The 22111-nt window shown below is 27.0% G+C and carries 19 protein-coding genes; all 19 read left to right on the top strand.

Going from position 1 to position 22111, the window contains the following annotated elements:
- The first annotated feature begins 84 nt into the window (after positions 1-84).
- The 19 genes from nrdE to ACTG45_RS16280 all read left to right on the top strand — a co-directional run bounded on the left by nrdE (position 85) and on the right by ACTG45_RS16280 (position 22086).
- A complete protein-coding gene (nrdE, locus tag ACTG45_RS16370; protein ID WP_479919398.1) occupies positions 85-2184 on the top strand; it encodes a class 1b ribonucleoside-diphosphate reductase subunit alpha in 2100 nt (699 codons plus the stop codon).
- Positions 2185-2196: 12 nt separating this feature from the next.
- On the top strand, positions 2197-3168 hold the full coding sequence (nrdF, locus tag ACTG45_RS16365; RefSeq protein ID WP_479919397.1) for a class 1b ribonucleoside-diphosphate reductase subunit beta: 972 nt from the start codon (positions 2197-2199) through the stop codon (positions 3166-3168).
- A gap of 77 nt (positions 3169-3245) precedes the next feature.
- Entirely contained in the window at positions 3246-3872 is a 627-nt protein-coding gene (locus ACTG45_RS16360; protein ID WP_479919396.1) for a GyrI-like domain-containing protein, read from the top strand.
- Between the two features lie 63 nt (positions 3873-3935).
- Positions 3936-4835: a helix-turn-helix transcriptional regulator gene (locus ACTG45_RS16355; RefSeq protein WP_479919395.1), complete on the top strand. Its 900-nt coding sequence runs from the start codon at positions 3936-3938 to the stop codon at positions 4833-4835.
- A 463-nt stretch (positions 4836-5298) separates the two neighbouring features.
- Positions 5299-5928, top strand: a complete 630-nt coding sequence (locus ACTG45_RS16350; RefSeq protein WP_021385847.1) for a hypothetical protein — start codon at positions 5299-5301, stop codon at positions 5926-5928.
- The gene (locus ACTG45_RS16345; protein ID WP_021385879.1) at positions 5929-6711 is read left to right on the top strand and encodes an ABC transporter permease; all 783 of its coding nucleotides are present in this window, start codon (positions 5929-5931) and stop codon (positions 6709-6711) included.
- Positions 6704-7582 (top strand): ABC transporter ATP-binding protein, encoded by an 879-nt coding sequence (locus ACTG45_RS16340; RefSeq protein WP_479919394.1) that lies wholly within the window; start codon positions 6704-6706, stop codon positions 7580-7582. Before ACTG45_RS16345 ends, ACTG45_RS16340 begins: the two co-directional genes overlap by 8 nt.
- 32 nt (positions 7583-7614) lie before the next feature.
- Positions 7615-8574: an ABC transporter substrate-binding protein gene (locus tag ACTG45_RS16335; protein ID WP_479919393.1), complete on the top strand. Its 960-nt coding sequence runs from the start codon at positions 7615-7617 to the stop codon at positions 8572-8574.
- Positions 8575-8719: 145 nt separating this feature from the next.
- On the top strand, positions 8720-9412 hold the full coding sequence (locus tag ACTG45_RS16330) for a response regulator (RefSeq protein WP_479919392.1): 693 nt from the start codon (positions 8720-8722) through the stop codon (positions 9410-9412).
- Positions 9413-9652: 240 nt separating this feature from the next.
- Positions 9653-10423: a HAMP domain-containing histidine kinase gene (locus tag ACTG45_RS16325; RefSeq protein WP_407811477.1), complete on the top strand. Its 771-nt coding sequence runs from the start codon at positions 9653-9655 to the stop codon at positions 10421-10423.
- 223 nt (positions 10424-10646) lie between these two features.
- Complete coding sequence (locus ACTG45_RS16320) at positions 10647-11498, top strand: undecaprenyl-diphosphate phosphatase (RefSeq protein WP_479919391.1); 852 nt, start codon at positions 10647-10649, stop codon at positions 11496-11498.
- A 108-nt stretch (positions 11499-11606) separates the two neighbouring features.
- Positions 11607-12353, top strand: coding sequence for an ABC transporter ATP-binding protein (locus tag ACTG45_RS16315; RefSeq protein ID WP_054271510.1), 747 nt, complete (start codon positions 11607-11609; stop codon positions 12351-12353).
- On the top strand, positions 12353-14269 hold the full coding sequence (locus ACTG45_RS16310) for an FtsX-like permease family protein (RefSeq protein ID WP_479919390.1): 1917 nt from the start codon (positions 12353-12355) through the stop codon (positions 14267-14269). The genes ACTG45_RS16315 and ACTG45_RS16310 overlap by 1 nt, the downstream gene beginning before the upstream one ends.
- Before the next feature lie 268 nt (positions 14270-14537).
- Entirely contained in the window at positions 14538-15455 is a 918-nt protein-coding gene (locus tag ACTG45_RS16305; RefSeq protein ID WP_479920301.1) for a helix-turn-helix transcriptional regulator, read from the top strand.
- A 77-nt stretch (positions 15456-15532) separates the two neighbouring features.
- Positions 15533-16264, top strand: a complete 732-nt coding sequence (cas6, locus tag ACTG45_RS16300) for a CRISPR-associated endoribonuclease Cas6 (protein ID WP_479919389.1) — start codon at positions 15533-15535, stop codon at positions 16262-16264.
- Between the two features lie 11 nt (positions 16265-16275).
- Positions 16276-18132, top strand: a complete 1857-nt coding sequence (gene cas8a1 / locus ACTG45_RS16295; protein ID WP_021385884.1) for a type I-B CRISPR-associated protein Cas8b1/Cst1 — start codon at positions 16276-16278, stop codon at positions 18130-18132.
- A 1-nt stretch (position 18133) separates the two neighbouring features.
- Positions 18134-19048 (top strand): type I-B CRISPR-associated protein Cas7/Cst2/DevR, encoded by a 915-nt coding sequence (gene cas7i / locus ACTG45_RS16290; protein ID WP_021385873.1) that lies wholly within the window; start codon positions 18134-18136, stop codon positions 19046-19048.
- Position 19049: 1 nt separating this feature from the next.
- Positions 19050-19784: a type I-B CRISPR-associated protein Cas5b gene (cas5b, locus tag ACTG45_RS16285; protein ID WP_021385852.1), complete on the top strand. Its 735-nt coding sequence runs from the start codon at positions 19050-19052 to the stop codon at positions 19782-19784.
- The gene (locus tag ACTG45_RS16280; protein ID WP_021385911.1) at positions 19765-22086 is read left to right on the top strand and encodes a CRISPR-associated helicase/endonuclease Cas3; all 2322 of its coding nucleotides are present in this window, start codon (positions 19765-19767) and stop codon (positions 22084-22086) included. Before cas5b ends, ACTG45_RS16280 begins: the two co-directional genes overlap by 20 nt.
- Positions 22087-22111: the final 25 nt, after the last annotated feature.

The following is a 22111-nucleotide window of genomic DNA, read 5'->3' as shown; positions in this document are numbered from 1 at the left end:
ATTTCAACTAATAAATACTAAAAGAAATAATAAGAAAATTGAAAGAAATTATAGCACAAGATTATGTTAAAAGGACGGTAAATAATGAATTGGATAGAGCTTAACAATCAAGTGATAATTAAAAATGAACAAGGTAAGTATCAATTGGAAAAAGACAAGGAAGCCTTAAGTAGTTACATAGAAGAATTTATAAAACCAAAGTTGAAAAAATTTAAAGATTTAGAAGAAAGATTAAAGTACTTAATAGATGAAGGTTATTATTCAGAAGAAGTAATAAATAAGTATAGTATGGATTTTATTAAAAAGGTATATAAGTTTATTGAGAAATATCAGTTTGAATTTCAATCATATATGAGTGCAAACAAGTTTTATCAAAATTACGCATTAAAAAGCAATGATGGAAAAGAAATATTAGAAACATATAATGAGAAAGTATTAATTGTAGCTTTGACATTAGGAAATGGTGATGAAGGTTTGGCTCTAAGCCTTACAGATAAAATAGTAAAACAAGAATTTCAACCAGCTACTCCAACGTTTTTAAATGCTGGAAGAAAAAGAGCTGGAGAGATGGTATCATGCTTTTTATTATCTGTAGAAGATAGTACAGAAGGTATATCATATGCTATATCTTCATCAAATCATTTATCAAAGATTGGTGGAGGCGTTGCACTAAATTTATCCAAACTTAGAGCATCAGGTGAATCAATCAAAGATATAGAAGGGGCAGCTGGAGGAGTTGTTGGTGTAGCAAAAATGTTGGAGCAATCCTTTAGTTATTTCAATCAAATGGGAGCTAGACAAGGTTCTGGAGCAGTTTACCTTACTGTATTCCATCCTGATTTTGAATTATTGATGGATACGAAAAAGATAAATGCTGATGAGAAAATAAGACTTGCTACATTATCACTAGGAGCTATAATACCTGATAAGTTTATGGAATTAGCAGAAAAAAATGAAACTGCATATGCATTTTATCCTCATACTGTGTATAAGAAGTATGGAGTTTATCTTGATGAGATAGAAATGAATGAGTGGTACGAAAAATTGGTTGATGATAAGGATATAAGAAAAAAAGAAATAAATCCTAGACAGATGCTGACTAAAATAGCACAGATGCAACAAGAAAGTGGATATCCATATGTAGTATACATAGACACAGCAAATAAGGAACATACATTAAGAGATGTTGGAATGGTCAAGATGTCTAACTTATGTTGTGAGATATTCCAATATCAGACACCTTCACAAATAGAAGGTTATGGAGGTAAAAATGAGTGGGGACAAGATATAAGTTGTAACCTTGGTTCTTTAAATATAGCTAATGTTATGGACAATAAAACTATAGAAAGTACGGTTGAGACAGCAATAAGAGCATTGTCATTTGTAGCAGATAGCATAGATATAAAACCAGTACCAACAGTTAGTAAGAGTAATAGTAAGTCTCACTCTATAGGATTAGGAGCTATGAATTTACATGGATATTTAGTAAGGGAAAATATCTTATATACTTCAGAGGATGCCATAGATTTTTCTAATGTATTTTTTGCAATGGTTAGATATTACTCAATTAAAGCATCAATGAAAATAGCTATAGAAAAAAATCAAACTTTTGAGGGCTTTAATAAATCAGAATATGCTAAAGGTATAGAAAGTAAAGTACTATCAAAATACTATGAGCAATCTTATTTACCAAAGTCAGATAAGGTAAAGGCATTATTTGAAGGTATCCATATACCAACTAAAGAAGATTGGGCAAGTTTATTAGATGAAGTAAAAGAAAAAGGCATATACAATGCTTATTTGATGGCAATAGCACCAACTCAAAGTATTAGTTATGTGCAAAATGCTACATCAAGTATAATGCCAATTACTGAACCAGTAGAAGTAAGAACATATGGAGATTCTACTACAATATATCCAATGCCATTTTTAACAAATGATAATATGTTATATTATCAATCAGCATACAGGATGGATATGAGAAAAGTAATAGATTTAGTAGCGACAGTTCAAAACCATGTTGACCAAGGTATATCAACAACTCTATTTGTCACAGATGAAAAGACAACTAGAGACATAGCTAGACATTACATATATGCATATAAAAAAGGTCTGAAGAGTTTATATTACACAAGAACAAAGATGACAAGAGACACTCATGAGTGTTTAGTATGTTCAGTATAGGGAGAGAAATATATGACGTTTAATTTACATAAAATACATAATGCAGTTAACTGGAATAGAGAAGAAGATGGATTTACACAGGCTTTTTGGGAACAAAATGTAAAACAATTTTGGCTTCCTGAAGAAATATCTGTTTCTAAGGACATCAAGGTATGGAATGAACTGAGTGATAATGAAAAGGAATTGTATAAAAAAGTATTGGGTGGTTTAACATTATTGGATACAAAACAGGGGAATAATGGAATACCATCTATGATGAGTTTAACAGAAAATCTACAAAGAAAGGCTGTCTTGTCTTTTATGGGGACTATGGAAGAAATACATGCAAAAAGTTATTCTTCTATATTTATGACTTTACTTTCTAATTCAGAAATAGATGAGTTATTTGAATGGATAGAAACAGAACCAACTTTACAAAACAAGGCTGACTTAGTTTTAGCTCAGTATGAAAACACTACAAATCAAAAGGATTTGTACTTATCTATGGTTACAAGTGTATTTTTAGAGAGTTTCCTGTTTTATTCAGGATTCTTTTATCCATTGTATCTATCTGGTCAAGGAAAGATGGTGGCCAGTGGAGAAATAATATCACTTATTCTTAGAGATGAGTCTTTACATGGTAAGTATATAGGATTGCTTGCACAAGAAATATACGATGAATTTGATGAAATTGATAAGAAAAAACTAGAAGAGAAGATGTATTCTATACTTGATAACCTTATGGAGAATGAGATAGAATACACAAATGCTATATATAAAGAAAGTGGGCTTGAAAAAGAGGTAGTAAACTTTTTGAAATATAATGCAAATAGAGCTTTAGAAAATCTAGGCTTTGAGAAGTTATATATTGTAGATGCTATCAATCCAATTGTATTAAATGGTCTTAGTACGGAAACTAAAACACATGATTTCTTTTCAACTAAAGGCAATGGATACCAAAAAGGAGTATATGAGGAATTAGAAGATGAAGATTTTATAATATAAATTTATAAATTGTGACATACTGTTGTCACTTTTATCATGATAATATCAATGTATAAAATATATATGGAGGTATTCTCATGAAATATGAATGGAGAAAAAAAGATAAGGAGTTATATTTACCTAAGAAGAATCCAGTAATAGTTGAAGTACCAGAGCAGAAATTTATTATGTTAAAAGGGAATGGAGACCCAAATGACAAAGAATTTACTGAAGCAATAGGAGTACTTTATTCTTTGGCATATGCAATAAAAACCATGCCTAAGAAGGGAATTGTGCCAGAAGGGTATTTTGATTATACTGTTTTTCCTTTAGAAGCTATATGGGATAAAGGAGAAAAAAGCAAATACTCAGATATACTTATTAAAGAAGACTTGATTTATACTATGATGATACGTCAGCCAGATTTTGTTACACAAGACTTGTTAGATAAAGCTATCGACATAGTAAAAAAGAAGAAACCACATAACCTTCTTGAAAAAGTTAAATTTGGGTTTATTAATGAAGGATTGTGTGTCCAAATGCTTCATGTAGGTTCATATGATAATGAACCAGAAAGTTTTGACATTATGAGTGAATTTTGTAAAAGAAATAATCTTGTAAGAAAATCTAATGTACATCGTGAAATTTATATAAGTGATGCTAGAAAAGTATCTCCTGATTTATTAAAGACGGTTTTACGTTTTGAAGTAAAAAGAGAAATATAAGTGTTATATTGTGGTATTATATTACTTTATTGTTATACTATAATAAAGTAATGAGGTGATTATATGAAAAGTAATAGATTATTTGAAATTATTTATATCCTTTTAGATAAGAAAAAAGTAACTGCAACAGAATTAGCTGAACATTTTGAAGTATCTAGAAGAACTATTTGTAGGGATGTCGAAATACTGTCAACTTCTGGTATTCCAATTTATACTGACAAAGGTAGAAATGGGGGTATAGGTATTTTGGATAATTTTACCTTTGATAAATCTATTTTATCTGAGCAAGAACAGAAAGAAATTCTAGCCTCATTAGAGAGTTTAAATATGCTTAAATATCCAGAGGTTAATTCTATATTATCGAAACTTAAACCTTTATTTTGTAAGTCAGATATAAACTGGATAACTGTTGATTTTTCTCATTGGGGTAGTGATGATGTAGAAAAAGATAAATTTATAAAAATAAAATCAGCTATATTAGATTGTAATATTATAACTTTTGAGTATATAAATACTTATGGAAAGGTAACAAAGCGTTGTGTAGAACCACTTATGCTTTGGTTTAAAGAGAAGTCTTGGTATATCAAAGCTTATTGTCGTCAAAAAAATGATTATAGAATTTTTAAGATTGTAAGGATGAGAAATATATGTGTTTGTGAACAGACATTTATAAGGAGTATACCAATTGAAGTGGGAGAGATAAAAGAAGATAAAAATGAAAGTATTACTTTAAAGTTGAAAATTTCTAAAGATGTAGGTTATAGAGTGTATGATGAATTTGATATTGATAACATATTATGTGATAATGATGGAGATTTCATCGTAACAGTACAGTATCCCAAAAATGATTGGATATATGGATATATACTTTCTTTTGGAAATAAGGTTAAAGTATTGGAACCAATAGATGTTAGAAATAGAATTTTACAAATTATAGATGAAGTTAAAATGAAATATTTATAAAGATTATAAAAAGAGGTTGTCTCAAAATAGAGAGATAAGCCTCTTTTTTATTATTGAAATGATGAAAATATATTTGATTACATACAAAGAAGAGTGCCTCATGAACTAAAAAGTTCATTTTGAGACACCAGCTTTTTTACTTTAGTTGCAATATTCAATTTGATTTCTTATAATATTAAAAAAATTTCTACCTTTATTAGTATTATTATCAAATATTAATACTAATTGCGTACATATCATTATATAATATTTATAGATTATTATATAAGTAGGTTACTAGAAATATATGTATATAATTATTTAAAATAAATTGAATATACTATTTACTATTTTAATTAAAACAGTAAAAAAATGTAGATAAATATTATTTTATTAAGAAAAATTTAATATATTGACAAAATTTAAGTGCTCATTTAAACTAGTAATTGATAATAATATTCAATATTAAATAATAGGAGGAGCTATGAATAAATATCTTCTAATAAATCCAGTGGCAGAAAGAATGTATGGGGAAAAGTTTCACCTTGTCAAAGAAAATTTGATAAAAAAGGGTTACATAATGGCAGAATGTGAGCCACAATTGGAATATGTAAAGAAGCAATACAAAGAGTATATAAAAAAGACTGAAAATACAATGTTAGATTGTAGATGTCCAGAAAGTATAAATCTTTTAAAAAGAAATAATTTGATAGATAGTTTTGAAGTACCTATGATAGAACCAATACTAGTAAGGACTTGTAGGGTTTTATATGATAAATATATCAAAAGTGAAGAGGATATGTTGATAGTAACCTGTCCATGTACACAATTAAGGGACTTTGCAAGTGAAAAGTTTAAAGATAAGAGTAATGCTATATTTTATACATGGAAAGAGTTTGCTGAAAAAGAAGGTATAAAATCGCTTGGAAAGATAGATGAATCTCCAATTCCATTAGGATATTTTAAAGACTCTTTTGAAAAAGTTCTTGAAGTATCGAGTGAAGATGAAATCTTAAGCAAAATACAAAAAATAAGAAATAGTTCTGAAGATAAGTATGATATAGTAGAAATGTTTTATTGTAAAGATGGATGTAATAATGGAGATGGTTTGTAAATGGTCAATAAATTTAATAATAAGTTTTTAAGTCTAATAAAAAGTGTTTTGATATTTTTCATAATTCTTTTACTATGGAAAATTACTAATTATCTTGGTATTTGGAGTGATTATATATTGCCATCACCTGAAAAGGTGTATAGTACATTTTTAAATATGATAAGTGATGGTTCAATATTTATTAATGTATATGCAAGTATGAAAAGAGTTTTGATAGGATTTGCAATAAGTACTGCAATAGGTGTACCTTTAGGGATATTCTTTGGAATTCATAGTGAAGTATATGAATATTTTAAATCACTAATAAATTTTTTAAGAAATACACCTCCACTTGCTTTAATACCAATGCTTATACTATGGTTTGGCATAGGAGAAGAATCGAAAATTATAATTATAGTTTTGGCTTCTTTTTTCCCAATCTTTACAAGCACATTAAAGGGGATTAGGAATTGTGACTCAAAACTGATTGAAGTAGGTAGAGTATTTGAGTTTTCAAAGCTACAAATAATATTTAAAATAATTATACCTAATGCCATTCTTGATATTGCAGTCGGGCTAAAGTTGGCTCTTGGATATAGTTTTAGAGCGATTATTGGGGCAGAACTTGTAGCAGCATCATCAGGTCTTGGTTACTTGATATCTGATGGAAAGGAAATGTCTAGGACAGATGTTGTCATTGTAGGTATAATCGTAATTGGACTTTTAGGAATAATTACAGATTATATATTTTCAATTATTGTGAAAAAGGTAAGTAAGGGAAAGATGGTGGAAGCCTATGAATAATTTAGTATGTGATTCTGGATATATAATCAGAAATCTATCTAAAAGTTATGAAGTTGACAATGAAGAGCATATAGTTCTTAGTAATATTTCTTTAAACATAGATAAAAATCATATAACTGTAATTTTAGGTGAAAGTGGATGTGGAAAGACTACCTTACTTAGGGCAATTGCATCCCTTGAAGATATAAATAGTGGTGAGATTAGATTTGTTAAAGATAATAAAGAGCATAAACCTAATGTAGGATTTGTATTTCAAGAGAGTAGATTGATGCCTTGGTTAAATGTAAGTGAAAATATAGCCTTTCATAATCAAAGAAAAAACACTATTTTAAGTAAAGTATTTGGTAAATTCAAATATCAGAAAAGCATTGATAGTAAAGGTATAAATGATGATTCCATAGATTTAGAAACTAATGATAATTTAAATTACTTGAATAGACCTAATAAGAAAAATTGTATTGATGTAGAAAAATATCTTAAGATGATGAACTTGCAGAAATTTAAAAACTCTTATCCAAATGAGTTATCAGGAGGTATGGCGCAGAGAGTAAGTATAGCTAGAGCTCTTTCTTTCAATCCAGATATGTTGTTTATGGACGAACCTTTTTCGGCATTAGATTATTTTACAAGGATTGATATGCAAAACGAAGTTATAAGAATACATAAATCAACTAATAAAGGTGTAATATTTGTAACTCACGATATCGATGAAGCATTAAAGATAGGCAAAAAAATAGTTGTTTTTACAGATGAAAGAAAAATAAAAGAATTTAATATAGAAGATGATTATGATAGAGATTTAACTTCAGACTATTATATTAAATTAAAAAAAGATATTTTAATGACAATGAAATCAAACAAAGACGTTTAAAGAAATTAATAATATTTTAAGGAGTAAAGTAAATGAAATTAAAAAAACTATTGGTAGGTATAACGATATTAACACTTGCAACAACAGCTTTAGCTGGATGTGCTAAAAAGGATGATGGAGAAAAACTTTCAGAAATAAATTTAACTTATGTAAAATCACCATTAAATGTTCCTTCTATAATTCAAAAACAGGATGATTTATTTGGAAAGGAATTTAAAAAGGATAATATAAAAGTTAATTTCCATGAAATTACTACAGGACCAGAGCAGACACAGGCCTTAGCTGCTGGAGAAATAGATTTTTTACATGCACTAGGTGGTACGTCAGCTTTGATAGCTGCATCTAATGGAGTGGAATTAAAGATATTAAACACTTATAGTAGGTCACCAAAAGGATTTATGATTTTGACTAACGATGGTTTAATAAAATCAGCAGCAGATTTAGCAGGTAAGAAGGTAGCAGGGCCAAAGGGGACTATACTACACCAAGTATTAATTGCAGCTCTTGATAAAGAAGGATTAAGTATGGATGATGTAGAGTTTATTAACATGGGTATCCCAGAAGCATCAGCAGCTCTTGCTGATGGTAGTGTTGATGCTGCATTGATTGCTGGACCAGCAGCCCTTAAAGTTATGAAGTCTGGAAGTAAACTTGTAGCAAATGGTGAAGGTTTAGTAGATGGGATAATAGTAACAGCTGTTAGTACAGATTTTGCAGAGAAACATCCAGAGATAGTTGAAAGATTTATGAAGGTTGAAAAAGAAACTTTAGAATATGTAAATAATAATTTTGATGAAGCTATGGAAAAAGTAGCTAAAGAAGTTGATTTAAGTGTTGAAGAAACTAAAGAGTTATACGCTTGGTATGATTTTAGTTTAGATATAACAGATAAAGACATATCTTCACTTGAAGATACACAAAACTTTTTAATAAAAAATGGATTACAAGAGAAAAAAGTAGATATAAAAGAATTACTATATGCTACTAAGTAGAAATTATGCTAAAATAATATTAAATAGAAACTATAATAAAAGTTTAAGTTACCTTAATTAAGGTAACTTTTTCTATTTTATATTAATAATTATATTTATTTTTAGTAGGTTTAGTTAATGTTAAAATAGATATCGGGAGGAATATATGAGTCATAAAATATATATTGTGGAAGATGATATATCGATAAGTACATTACTTAAGGATTATATTGAGAAATATGGATTTGAAGTGGTTGTTGAAGAAAACTTTGATGATATAATGGTTACATTTGAAAAAATAAAGCCAGATTTAGTGCTATTAGACGTTAATTTACCTAAATTTGATGGTTTTTACTGGTGCAGATGCATTAGGCAACAGTCTAATCTCCCCATAGTTTTTATATCAGCTAGAGATGGGAATGTAGACCAGATTAGAGCTTTAGAAAGTGGAGCAGATGATTATATAACAAAGCCTTTTTATTATGATGTAGTAATGGCAAAGATAAAGAGCCATATAAGAAGAGTATATGGTGAATATTCACCTAAAGTAGATGAAAGAATAGTTGAATTAGATGGATTGAAGTTTTATCCAGAGAGGTTGGAGTTAGAATTAGGTGGAAAGGTTCTAATTATTACTAAGAAAGAAGGGATATTGATTGAATGCCTCATTAGAAAATACCCAAAAGTAGTAAGTAGAGATTATCTGTTAGAAAAGATATGGGACGATATTGAATTTGTAGAAGAAAATACTCTAAATGTAAATGTTAGCAGGATAAGAAAAAGATTTGAGGAATTAGGTATAGATAATGCTGTTCAGACTGTACGAGGATTAGGATATAAATTAAATAAAAATTGGTAGGGAGAAAATATGAAATTATTTTTTAGAGATTGTAAGGGTTATATTTTTATATATTATATAGGAATATTCATGACAATTATTTATTGTAATCTTATGAAATTTATCAATTTGGGAGAGAGTTTATATATTCTTTTATTTAGCTCTTTTATATTATTGTGTTTTTTAATATATAAATACTATAAGCATAGAGAAGTATATACTCTATTCAAAAAAGGCATAAAATCTCTGGATGAATCATTCTTGTATTTAGGAAATTCTTTCTTGGGAAGAAATATATCAGCTATTTTAAAACAACAACATAAATTATATCAATCAATGATACAAGAACATAAAAAAGTACATAGTGAGCATTTAACTTTCATCAATCAATGGATTCACCAGATGAAAACACCAATATCAGTTATAAGTCTTCAACTTCAAGAATATGAGGGAGAAGAAGTAACAGAAAACATAAGAGAAGAACTAGACAGGCTAAATAAAGGTCTAAATATGGCGATGCACTTTGCAAGGGCAGATAATTTCCAAAAAGATTTTGTGGTTGAGAAAGCTAAATTGAACGAAATTGTAGTTGGTATTGTAAATGAAGAAAAGAGGCTATTTATAAAAAATGAGATAATTCCGAAGATAAAAATAGACAAATTTACTTATGTTTATACAGATATAAAATGGATGAAATTTATAATAAACCAGTTGATTACAAATGGTGTGAAATATTCTAAAGGTTATAGTAACTACCTAAATATAAAAGCTGAAGAAAACAATAACTATGTAACACTAAGTATAATAGACGAGGGTGTTGGGATTGTTTCTAAAGATATAAAAAGAGTATTTGACCCGTTTTTTACAGGGGAAAACGGTCGTAAGTTTGGAGAATCTACAGGTATGGGACTTTATCTAGTAAAAAAAGTATGTGATGATTTAGGGCATAAGGTCAGCATAAAATCAGAAGTAGGAAAAGGCACAGAAGTTTCAATAATGTTTAATAAAGATAATATGAATAATTTTCTATAATAAATCTTTAATTGATTATGTTTTTTATTAATTTATATATCATTTGTTGAATGAGATAATTACAGTTAAAAAATCTAATTTTAATAGAGTTTACTTGCAAACCTTACATAGCTGTAAGGTTTGTGTAATGTTTGTAGATAGTTAAATTTTCTAATCTAAATTACAATTAGTATAAGAAATAACATAAAAAATAAATTTTGCAAAAAGGAAAGGATGTTTATTGATGAGTTTAGATATTATTTTCATATTAAAATCAGTTATGATAGCTATAGTAGAGGGGCTTACGGAATTTATCCCAGTTTCATCTACTGGTCATATGATATTGGTTGGTAGCTTGATAGATTTTAAAGGACAATTTGCTGAAATGTTTGAGGTTGTAATACAACTTGGAGCAATATTAGCAGTAGTAGTACTTTATTGGAAGAAAATAAAAGATAGTGTTATAGAATTTTTAAAATTTATATTTACTGGTGGAAAAGAAGGAAAAACTGGCTTTAAATTTGGAATGAATGTAATTATAGCATGTATTCCATTTGCGATTGTGGGGGTTCTATTTTATGACAACATAAAAGCCTTGTTTAATTTACAATCTGTAATTATAGGATTTATAGTTGGTGGGATTTTATTACTAGTGGTAGAGACTTTGTTTAGAAAAAAGAAACATTCTACTGATAATATAGACAAAATCACGTCAATACAAGCATTAAAAGTTGGAGTTTTACAAGTTTTATCTGCATGGCCAGGTATGTCAAGAAGTGCATCTACTATTATGGGTGGATGGATAGCAGGACTTAATTCTCCTATAGCAGCTGAATTTTCTTTCTTTTTAGCTGTGCCAGCTATGGTAGCTTCCTCAGGAAAGGATTTATTTGAATTTGATTATTCAATAATGACACCAACATTGTGGATTGCCTTGATAGTTGGATTTATAGTAGCTTTTATTGTATCAATAGTAGTTATGGAAAAATTTGTGGATTTTCTAAAGAAAAAATCAATGAGAGTATTTGCTATATATAGAATACTTATGGGAATATTGCTTGCTATATTAGCTTTTACAAACATAATTAGTGTATAGATTAAGATATATTTATTATTTACAAAAATTAGCTAACCAATATAAATAATAATTAACAAATAAATATATATGTTATTTCAAAAATTAGATTAGAAAGGATAGTTAATAATGAAAATTTTAACTGTAAATAATTTAAGTAAAGTATATGGCAAGAAAATAATTTTTAATGCATTAAATGATATAAATTTTAGTATAGATGATGGAGAATTTGTAGGAATTATGGGACCATCTGGCAGTGGGAAAACTACTCTTTTAAATATGATTTCTACTATTGATAAACCAACTACAGGAACTATGGAGCTAAAAGGTAAGAATCCACTACTATTAAAAGGTGAAGAACTTGCATTATTTAGAAGAAGAGAGTTAGGTTTTGTATTTCAAGATTTTAATTTATTAGATACCTTAACTATAGGTGAAAATATAGTATTGCCACTGACATTAGATAAGGTTAGTGTAAAAGAACAAAATAATAGATTGGCTGAAGTATCTGGAATTTTAGGGATAAAAGATTTATTAGAAAAAAGAACTTTTGAAGTATCAGGTGGTCAAGCTCAGCGAACTGCTATTGCTAGAGCATTAATAAATAGACCATCAATACTTTTAGCAGATGAACCAACTGGTAATTTAGATTCAAAGTCATCAAAGACTGTTATGGAGTTATTTGAGAATATAAATAGAGAAAATAAGGTTACTACTATGATGGTAACTCATGACCCATTAGCTGCAAGTTATTGTAGTAGGATTTTATTTATAAAAGATGGAGCTATATATAATGAAATATATAAGGGAAGTAGTAGAGAGCAGTTTTATCAAGAGATAATGGATGTACTTACATTATTGGGGGGCGATAATTAATGAACATAAAACAATTTGCCATCAACAATATTTCAAGAAACATTAAAGCTTATGTAGGGTATTTAGCAAGTATTGTTATATCCTCTGCCCTACTATTTTCTTTTATCATGTTTACAAGTCATCCCGATTTAGAGATATCTCAATTTCCCGATTATCTAAAAGAGGGGCTTAAGATGAGTAAAATAATTGCATATTTATTTTTATTCTTCTTTGTATTTTATTCAGTGAGTATATTTCTTAAAAGTAGATATAAAGAATTTGGAATACTTTACATTACAGGTATATCAAAGCAACAGGTAATGAAGTTAATTTTTATAGAAAATATAATAATAAATATAGCATCTTCTGTAATTGGAGTAATAATAGGTTTAGTCTTTTCAAAGATATTTTTAGTGATTATGTCTACCTTTTTAGAATTATCACCATTGCAGTTCTATATACCAATAAATGCAATATTATCTACTTTATTTTACTTCATAATTTTAGCTATATTAACATCAGTATTTGCTTCTTTTATAGTTAAGGAAAATCAAGTATTGAGATTGCTTAAAGGTACAAAAACTCCAAAACCAGAGCCTAAAACATCACTAGTATTTGTTATATTAAGTATTTGTCTGTTTGTAATAGCATATTATAGTGCTGTTACATCAACTGACCAATATACAACATATCTACGCTTAGTTCCAGTTACATCTCTTACTATATTAGCAACCTATTTATTTTTTTCTCAATTTAGTGTTTTTTTTCTAAAAAAGCTAAAATTAAATAAGAGATTTTATAGAAAAAATACGAATATGCTTTGGATTTCAAATTTAATCTACAAAGTAAAGGATAATGCTAGGATATTCTTTTTGATAGCTATAACTTCTGCAGTAGCATTTACTGCTATAGGTACAGTTTATTCATTTTGGAAAGATGTAAAGCGTCAAATTAATTTAATATATCCTAACACAATGTATTATTCAACAATGACTTTGCATAATGATACTAACAAGCCTGATAGTAAAGAAAAAGATAAGGAAAGAATGAGATTTATAGAAAGCAAATTAAAAAAAGAAAATATAGATTATACAAGAATTAATGGAGAATTTAAAACTGTATTTCCTAAGAAAAGCGATTTTAATGTGAGAATTATAAAAGAATCTAAGTATCTCGAAATCACAAAGATTATAGGAGTTAACCCTATAAGTTTTGAAGATAATGAATCTATATCATTGCTTTCATCAAGCTTACCAGGTGATAAGAAAGTTAAAGAAAATGTTGTTATAGGGAATAAAAGTCTAAAGGTGGTAAAACAAGTAGAAGAGTGTGTTATGCCAGCATATTATGACAATATGTATGTGGTAAAAGATAATTTTTATGATAGTATAAAATCAAAATTTATAGTGGATAGATTTACTACATTTGAAGTAGTTGATTCAAGCAAAACTACAGAGATATGTAGGCAATTTGAGAATAAATTTAATGATGAGTCTGGAATGCAACCATATTTATTCTTCTCTAAAGAATTAATGATAGAAAATGGTAAATTAACATATTCTACATTTATGTTTTTGGCAATATTTATAGGTATGATTTTCTTTGTTACTACAAGTAGTTTTTTATATAATAAGTTTTATATGGATTGTCAAGTTGACAAGAAAAAGTATGAGCAGTTAAATAAATTGGGGATGACATATAATGAGATTAAAAAAGCTTCAACTATTGAAATTGGAATTGTATTTTTGTTGCCTTATGTAGTGGCAGTTATACATTCGATATTTGCACTTACTGCACTGAGAAATTCTTTTGATATAGAGGTAGCATCTTCGGCAGTTTTGGTAATGGGAAGCTTATTTTTAGTTCAAATAGTGTATTTCTTAATTGTGAGAAATAATTATTTAAAAGAGATAAGGTTAAATTTAGTTAATTTTTAGGAGAGATTATTAACTAATAAAAAGTATTTAAAATTGATTAATATTACTGGAATTATAAATATTTATTTTTTCAGTAATATTTTTTATTGTATTAATTATTAAGATTATATACTAATATGTCATAATAAGTATCTAAATAGTAAAAAATTCTACTTACATAAAACATAAGGAGGTTATATGTATATATGTGTAGAAATAAACAATATAAGATATTAATTAATATTATTAGGAGGTGTTATTCATTAGTAAATTAGCTAATACAATAAGAATGATGATATTAATTCAAAGTAGAGGAAGAATGAAGTGTAAAGAGCTAGCAGAAGAGTTGGAAGTAAGTGAAAGGCAAATAAAAAGCTATAAGGAATATTTAGAACAAGCAGGTATATTTATAAATTCAACACCTGGGATTTATGGTGGATATGAAATCGATAAATGTAATAGTATCTCACTAATTAAATTATTGGATAGTGAAGTTTCAATTCTAGACATGATAAATTCACAACTAGAGTACAATAATGATATTTACAAAAATGAATTTAATAGTATTGTAGAAAAAATAAAAGCAGTATTAAATACAGGAGAAAAGAGCGATATATATATGGATTATTTCACAGTACAAGCACAACGTAATTGTAATTATGAGTTTGAAAAAAATAAATGTAACGAAATAACTAGAGCGTATACGACAAAACGTAAGCTTTGGATAGAATATTATTCATTGAACTCAGGTAGTAGCGAAAGAATTGTTCATCCATACGGTTTATTTAATTATAAATCAGATACCTATATGGTAGCTTTTTGTGAAAAAAGGCTTAAGTTTATAGATTTTAAATTATGTAGAATTAAAAGTTATAAGGTTTTAGAAGAAAAATATAATGTAGATAAAAGTTTTAATTGGGATGAATATAGTAAAAATAGTATAGGAATTTATAAGGGAGAAGAAATTAATGTTGTTATAAAAATTAGCCATCCATTTTCAATAATTATAAAGGAGAAAGTTTGGGTTAATAATCAACAAATTATAGAGTATGACAATAATTCTATACTATTTAAAGCTAAAATGAGAGGTTATGAAGAGATAAAAAGTTGGATTTTGAGTATGGGAGCTTATGTTGAAGTTATAGAACCTATTAGACTTAGAGATGATATATTGTCAGAAATTGAAAAAATGAAAAAAATTTACTGATTTTTTCAAATAATTTATATTCAGACAGATATACTTCACGGTCTAGTGTTAATATATTAGTTGAGAGAGGTGATATTATGAAAATGAAAATTGAATTTAGTACAGATTGTATACCAATATCTTATAATTCACTTTTTATGAGTATTATAAAAGAAGCGATAAGAAAGTCTAATGAAGATTACTATAAAAATATGTACTATTATAATGAAAAAAATAATAAAAAAACTAAAAACTTCACATTTTCAGTTTATATGAAGGGCTACAGTATGGAAGGTGATAAATTTATTGTAAAAGATAAAATAATCTTAAATATAAGTACTCCAGATTTAGAACTAGGTTTTCGTATATATAGTGGATTAATGAGTTCTAAAAAATATTTGTATAAAGAACATGAACTTACAAGGATTAGAATAGATTTCTTAAGAGAAAAGAAGGTAACAGAAGAAAGAGTATTGTTCAATGCACTATCTCCACTCTGCATAAAATCTAAAGAAGGTAAATTTCTTGATATAAGTGATGAGGGATACATAGAAGAGTTAAATTATATAACCAATGAAGTTATTAAAAACTATAGGGGGAATGGGTTAAAAAGAAAGTTAGAGTTTGAAAATGTAGGTCTTAAAAAGGTAGTAGTGAAAGAAAGTTTAAGAGAATTTAAAAAAATAACAGGTAAAGAATATCAATATGTTAATGGTTACAAAGGTAAATTTATCTTAAAAGGTGATATAGATGATTTAAATCTTATTTACAATTTAGGATTAGGTTTTAGACGTGCTCAAGGATTTGGCGATATAGATATCCTAGAATAGAGGTGATATAGATGAAGTTAAGAGTTTATAGAGGAGATTGGTTCTTCAATATGGGTATAGTTGGATTTTTAAATATAATAAAAAAAGCAGATGTTAAGGAACAAGTGTTTATTATAGAAGACTATATTGAATTTGACAGTTCATTTCTTGAAAATTTTCATAATTATTATTTTGATTACTTCATGGATGAATATGATGTATCAAAAAGGATTAGAAAGAGTGTTGATTACAGTATAAATTTTATTAAATCTAAGCCTGATAAAATCAAAGATGGAATTAAGAAAATTAAAGATAATATAAAACAACAAAATGATAAGGTTAAAAAATTTGATGAAGATAATTCTAACTTAATAAAAGAAAAGCTAGACATTATGTCTAAGATAAAAAGTTATGATGAATTTGATTTATTAGAAACTTTAATTGATGAGATTATTGATATATTTAAAATAAAATCAATAAATGACAGACTTACAGCCAATCTTTATAAATATGTAGTTCAAGATAATTATTTTGGACAAGTTAGTTTTCTTAATGTTGCTAAGGCTAAGTTAGATTTAGATGGATTAAAACAAGTAATGTTTAATGACTATTTAAGACAAATCATATATTTAGGAGAGTTAGAAGATTTATTAGAAGAGAATGACTATGATAAATTAAAAATCTATTTAAATGATAGATTAGATAGTATATCTAAAGATGTAAATGAAAAAAAAGTTAGTAAGTCTAGTATAAATACTATAGAAAAAATCATGAAGGAAATAAACAATAAATTTATAAAGAAAAATAAAAGTATTGAAGATATAAGATTGTATATAGATAGTTTAGAAGTATGTGAAATGTGTGGCTCATATAAAGGGATATTAGATGAATACTCAGAAAGTAATTTTGCCCCACTTGGAGTAAGTACTAATAATGCTAGAAATATGTTTTGGAATCAGGAATATACAACATCAATATGTGATGTTTGTAAGCTTATATTATTCTGTACTCCAGCAGGAGCTACTTATACAAGAAAGAATTATTTGTCTAATGAAGAAAATGAGTTTTATTTATTTGTTAATATGGATACTTCTATAAATGAGCTTTTTGATGGAAATGCAAACTTAAAATCTAAAGATAATAAATCGCTAGTCAATCAAGAAGAAGTTCCATTTAATAATTTTATAAAAAATATAGTAGAAGAAAATAGAGAAAAAAGTGAATGGAAGCTTCATAACACGCTTTTTGTAGAATTTAAAGCAAGTATAGATTCTAAAAAATGTAAAATAAATTATTTTAATATTCCTAATTACTTGGCAAAATTTTTTACGAATAAAAAAATAAATATAAAATTGCAAAACATTCATGATAATAAGCTTAAATCAAATGTTATAGATTTGCTTTTGAAAAATAAAGATTTAAAACACTTAATTAATAATACTTTAAGAAATAAAGTTAGAAATGATATAGAAAATGTCAGCAAATCAAATATATCAGGAATAGATTGTTTTAAAGTAGTTGAAGTAAGAAAACTTATAAGTGACTATAAGAAGGGAGTATATAAAATGGATGATAAAAACTTGGAAGTAATTTATAATGCTGGTCGTGACATAAATGACTATTATGTTGACAAAGATTCAAAGAATAAAATAGGAGGAATAACATATAAACTTTTGAATCTAATTAAAGTTGGAAATAGAAATGATTTCATGCAAACAATTTTAAGAATTTTCTCATCATGTGAAAAAATACCACCAGTAGAAGTCTTAGGGATACTTAGCGAAAAGGATTTAGATTTTGAATCCATAGGATATGCTTTTATAACAGGATTAATATCTTATAAATATAATCCAAAAAAAGAAATAACAGATAAGAAGGAGGAAAAATAAGATGAAAAGAGGATTAACATTTACAGTAATAGCACAGGCTCAAAGTTTAAACTATGGTGAAGGGATAGGTAATATATCAGAATTAAAAAAATTAAGTAGGGCTGATGGAAATATTTATACATTTGCATCTCGTCAATGTCTAAGATATGATATAGTGCGATTAGCTTCAGAGTTATTTAATTGGAATTTACAGGTTGTTGATAAAGGAAAGGGTACTATTCAGTTTAAAGATAATATAAGTATAAGAGAGTCAGAAGAAATGGATTTGTTTGGATATATGAAAACAAATAAAAAAGATGAGAAGGATAAAAAAGGAGGTTCATTGACTAGAGAAGCTACTGTAAGATTGAGTAATGCAATTTCACTTGAACCATATAGAAGTGATATGGACTTTTTAAATAATAAAGGATTAGCAGATAGAATAGGAGAACACCCTAATCTTGCAAACATAGAGCAACATTTAAGTTATTATACATATACAGTGACTATAGATTTATCTAAAATAGGTAAAGATGGAGATATAGAACTTGATAATAAAGATAAGTGTAAGCGAGTAGTAGAATTTTTAGAAATAATAAAAGTATTAAATAGAAACATTAGAGGTAGACAAGAAAATTTATCTCCTCTATTTGTAGTAGGAGGAGTGTATAAAATAGCAAATCCATTCTTTTTAGGTAGAATAAAATTAAAAGGAGATAAAAATGGATTTAAAGTAAATAAGTCAGCAATAGAAGAAGTAGTTCAAGGTACTTTTTTAGGCAAGAATTTAAAAGATTTCACTTATGTGGGAATGGTAGATGGGGTATTTACAAATAAAGAAGAGTTTGAAGAGTTATTTGAAGGTAAATTTTTAAGTGTAGATAAATTTTTTGGACAATTAGTTAAAGAAGTAAAGGAATATTATGAGGTGAATTAATATGAAAGTATTGAAATTAGATTTATTTCAAGAAACTGCATGCTATAAAAAACCATTTGCTATGAAAATTACAGAAACTTATCCACTACCACCATATTCTACAGTAAATGGATTAATTCATAAAATATTAAATGCTACAGAGTATATACCATTTAATATAAGTGTACAAGGAACATATGAAAGTATATTTAATAATTATCAGACAACATATTTTTATAAAAAAGATAGTATTACATCTATGCCAATGAATAGTCATATGTTATTGAATGTAAATTTAATAATTCATATAGGTGGAGATTTCGAATTATTAAAAAAATTATATAATAGTTTATTAAATTGTGGTGAGCATTTATCATTAGGTAGAAAAGAGGATTTAGTAAGAATTAATGATATTAGATTTGTAGAAGTTAACAAATTTGAAGTAAATGCTATGAAAGTAGAAGTAGATGACTATGAAAATTACAAATTATCAAAATATAAGATAAGACGACCTATATATATACCAAAGTTGAGTTTAAAAGATGAGAGATTAAATGGTATAAGTTATAGACTCAATAATTATTATGAAAATAATTCTAAGAAAGATAAAAAAAGAATTTGGAATAAAATTGATAGTTATTATATTGAAAAAGGTAATAAAATAAGACGTGGATATATATTGTTAGATATAGAAGGAGATTTATTATACTTTAATAAACAAAAAGGAGATGAGTCTATTGCTATATGCAAAATCTAATCCAGTAGAAACATTGAGAGAGCATACTAATGAGCTTTTAGAACAAAGAAATCTATTAAAGTATTGTTACAATACAAGTATAAATAAGTTAGATTTTTTAGGCAAAGAAAAATTCTGGGAATGGCTTGATTTTGTTATAGAATTTCATGATGTCGGAAAAGCTTTTTCACCATTTCAAAAACTAATAAGAAGTAGAATGGATATTGAAATAAATGAACCTGAAATAATAACTAATTTGGAGAATAATATAGGGCACAATTTTATTTCTCCTGCATTTATCAATTATGGATATTTGGATATAGAAGATGATTGGGATTTAATGGATGTGCTAAATCAAATTATTGTATATCATCATGAAAGAGATATCTTTATAGATGAAGATTTTAAAGATTTGGTACAAAAAGTATTAGACAAGGATTTAATAAATAAAGTGCATGAATTGCAAAATGAATTTAATATTAGATACCCTATAAAAACTAAAAAACTTAGTAATATATATTTACAAGGCATAGAAAAAAGAATAGATAAAAATCACAAATACTATAATCTATATATTATGTTAAAAGGTATATTACATAGATTAGACCATAGTGCTTCTGCTCATGAGATTGTTGAGTGCAATAGTAACATGAATATAGGTGAATACACAGAAAAACATTTAGTAAAAGAGTTTGGTAGTTTAAGAGAAGTTCAGTCATTTGCTAAATCGAATAGAAACAAGAATATAATACTAATTGCATCTACAGGGATGGGAAAAACAGAAACTGCTTTAATTTGGATAGATAAAGATAAGGCATTTTTCACACTTCCATTAAGAGTAAGTATAAATGCGTTATTTGATAGAGCTAAAAATATAGTTGGAGTAGGAGAATCAAATGATACATTCTTAGGTCTGTTACATTCAACAGCAATAGATTATCTAGAAGAAAGTAATCAGGAAAATTCAAATGAGATTGTAGATTTAGCAAAGTTATTATCTTGTAAACTGACATTTTCCACAATAGACCAAATATTTAAATTTCCTTTTTTGTATAGAGGGTATGAGAAAGTATACTCAACATTAGCATATTCAAAAGTAGTAATAGATGAGATACAAGCATATTCACCAGAAATAGCAGCTGTATTGGTAAAAGGTATAGAAATGATACATAAAATAGGTGGAAGATTTATGATAATGACAGCTACTATGCCAACTATATATATAGATGAACTAAAAAAAAGAGGTGTAATTGATAGTAACTTAGCTGATTTAACATGTAACACAGAAAAAATAAGACATTGTGTGTCTATTGTAGAAAATTCAATAGATGAAAATTTAGAACAAATAATACAAAGTGGAATGAATAAAAAGGTTCTTGTAATAGTAAACACAGTTAAAAGTGCTATAGAAAAATATGAATTAATAGAAGAGATAGTTAAGTCAAAAGGAATAGATGTTAATGTAAATCTTTTACATTCTATGTATATACAAGAAGATAGAGCAAAGCTAGAAAAATATATAAAAGAGTTTGCAGATAGTGATAGTAATGGTATTTGGATTACTACACAATTAGTGGAAGCATCTCTTGATATTGATTTTGATGAACTTCATACAGAAAATTCAACACTTGACAGTCTATTTCAAAGATTTGGGAGATGTTATAGAAGTCGTGAGTATGAAAAAAATAGTCCAAATATATTTATATATATAGAAAAAGCTACAGGAATAGGCAGTATTTATGATAAAGAGATTGTAGAAAAAGGACTTGAGATATTGAAAAACCATATGAATGGAAAAGAATGTTTTAAAATGAAAGAAAAACATAAAGTACAAATGGTTGAAATACTATATTCTAAAGAAAGTTTAAAATGTACAGATTTTGAAAAAAAATTTACTCGTGCTTTAGATATATTAGATACTATAACACCATATAGTTTAGGCTCTAACGAGGCACAAAATATACTTAGAAATATTGAAGGATATACAGTAATACCAGAGGATATATATAGTGAAATTGAAAAAACTTTAATAAAAGATTATGAAGAGTTGGGACAAGAGCTTAAAGATGCATATAGAAATGATGATAGACAATTGATAAATGAAATAAAGTCTAAGAGAAAAAAAGCAAGAAGAGAGATAATTAAAAAAACTGTAAATTTACCAATATATAAAGCTAAACAAAATATAGTAGATATACAGGTGAAAGGTCTGGAAGATTTAAAGATACTTTTATATAAATATGATATACATGAAAATGAGCATACAAAACAGATATTTGGCAAAGGTGTGATTATAGGTAAGGAAATAGACCAATTTATTTGATTTTTATATTAACAATGTGGCTAAA

The organism is Clostridioides sp. LIBA-7602 (assembly GCF_056688945.1).
The sequence above is the reverse complement of the archived record's forward strand: the minus strand, read 5'-3'. Positions and strand labels throughout refer to the sequence as shown.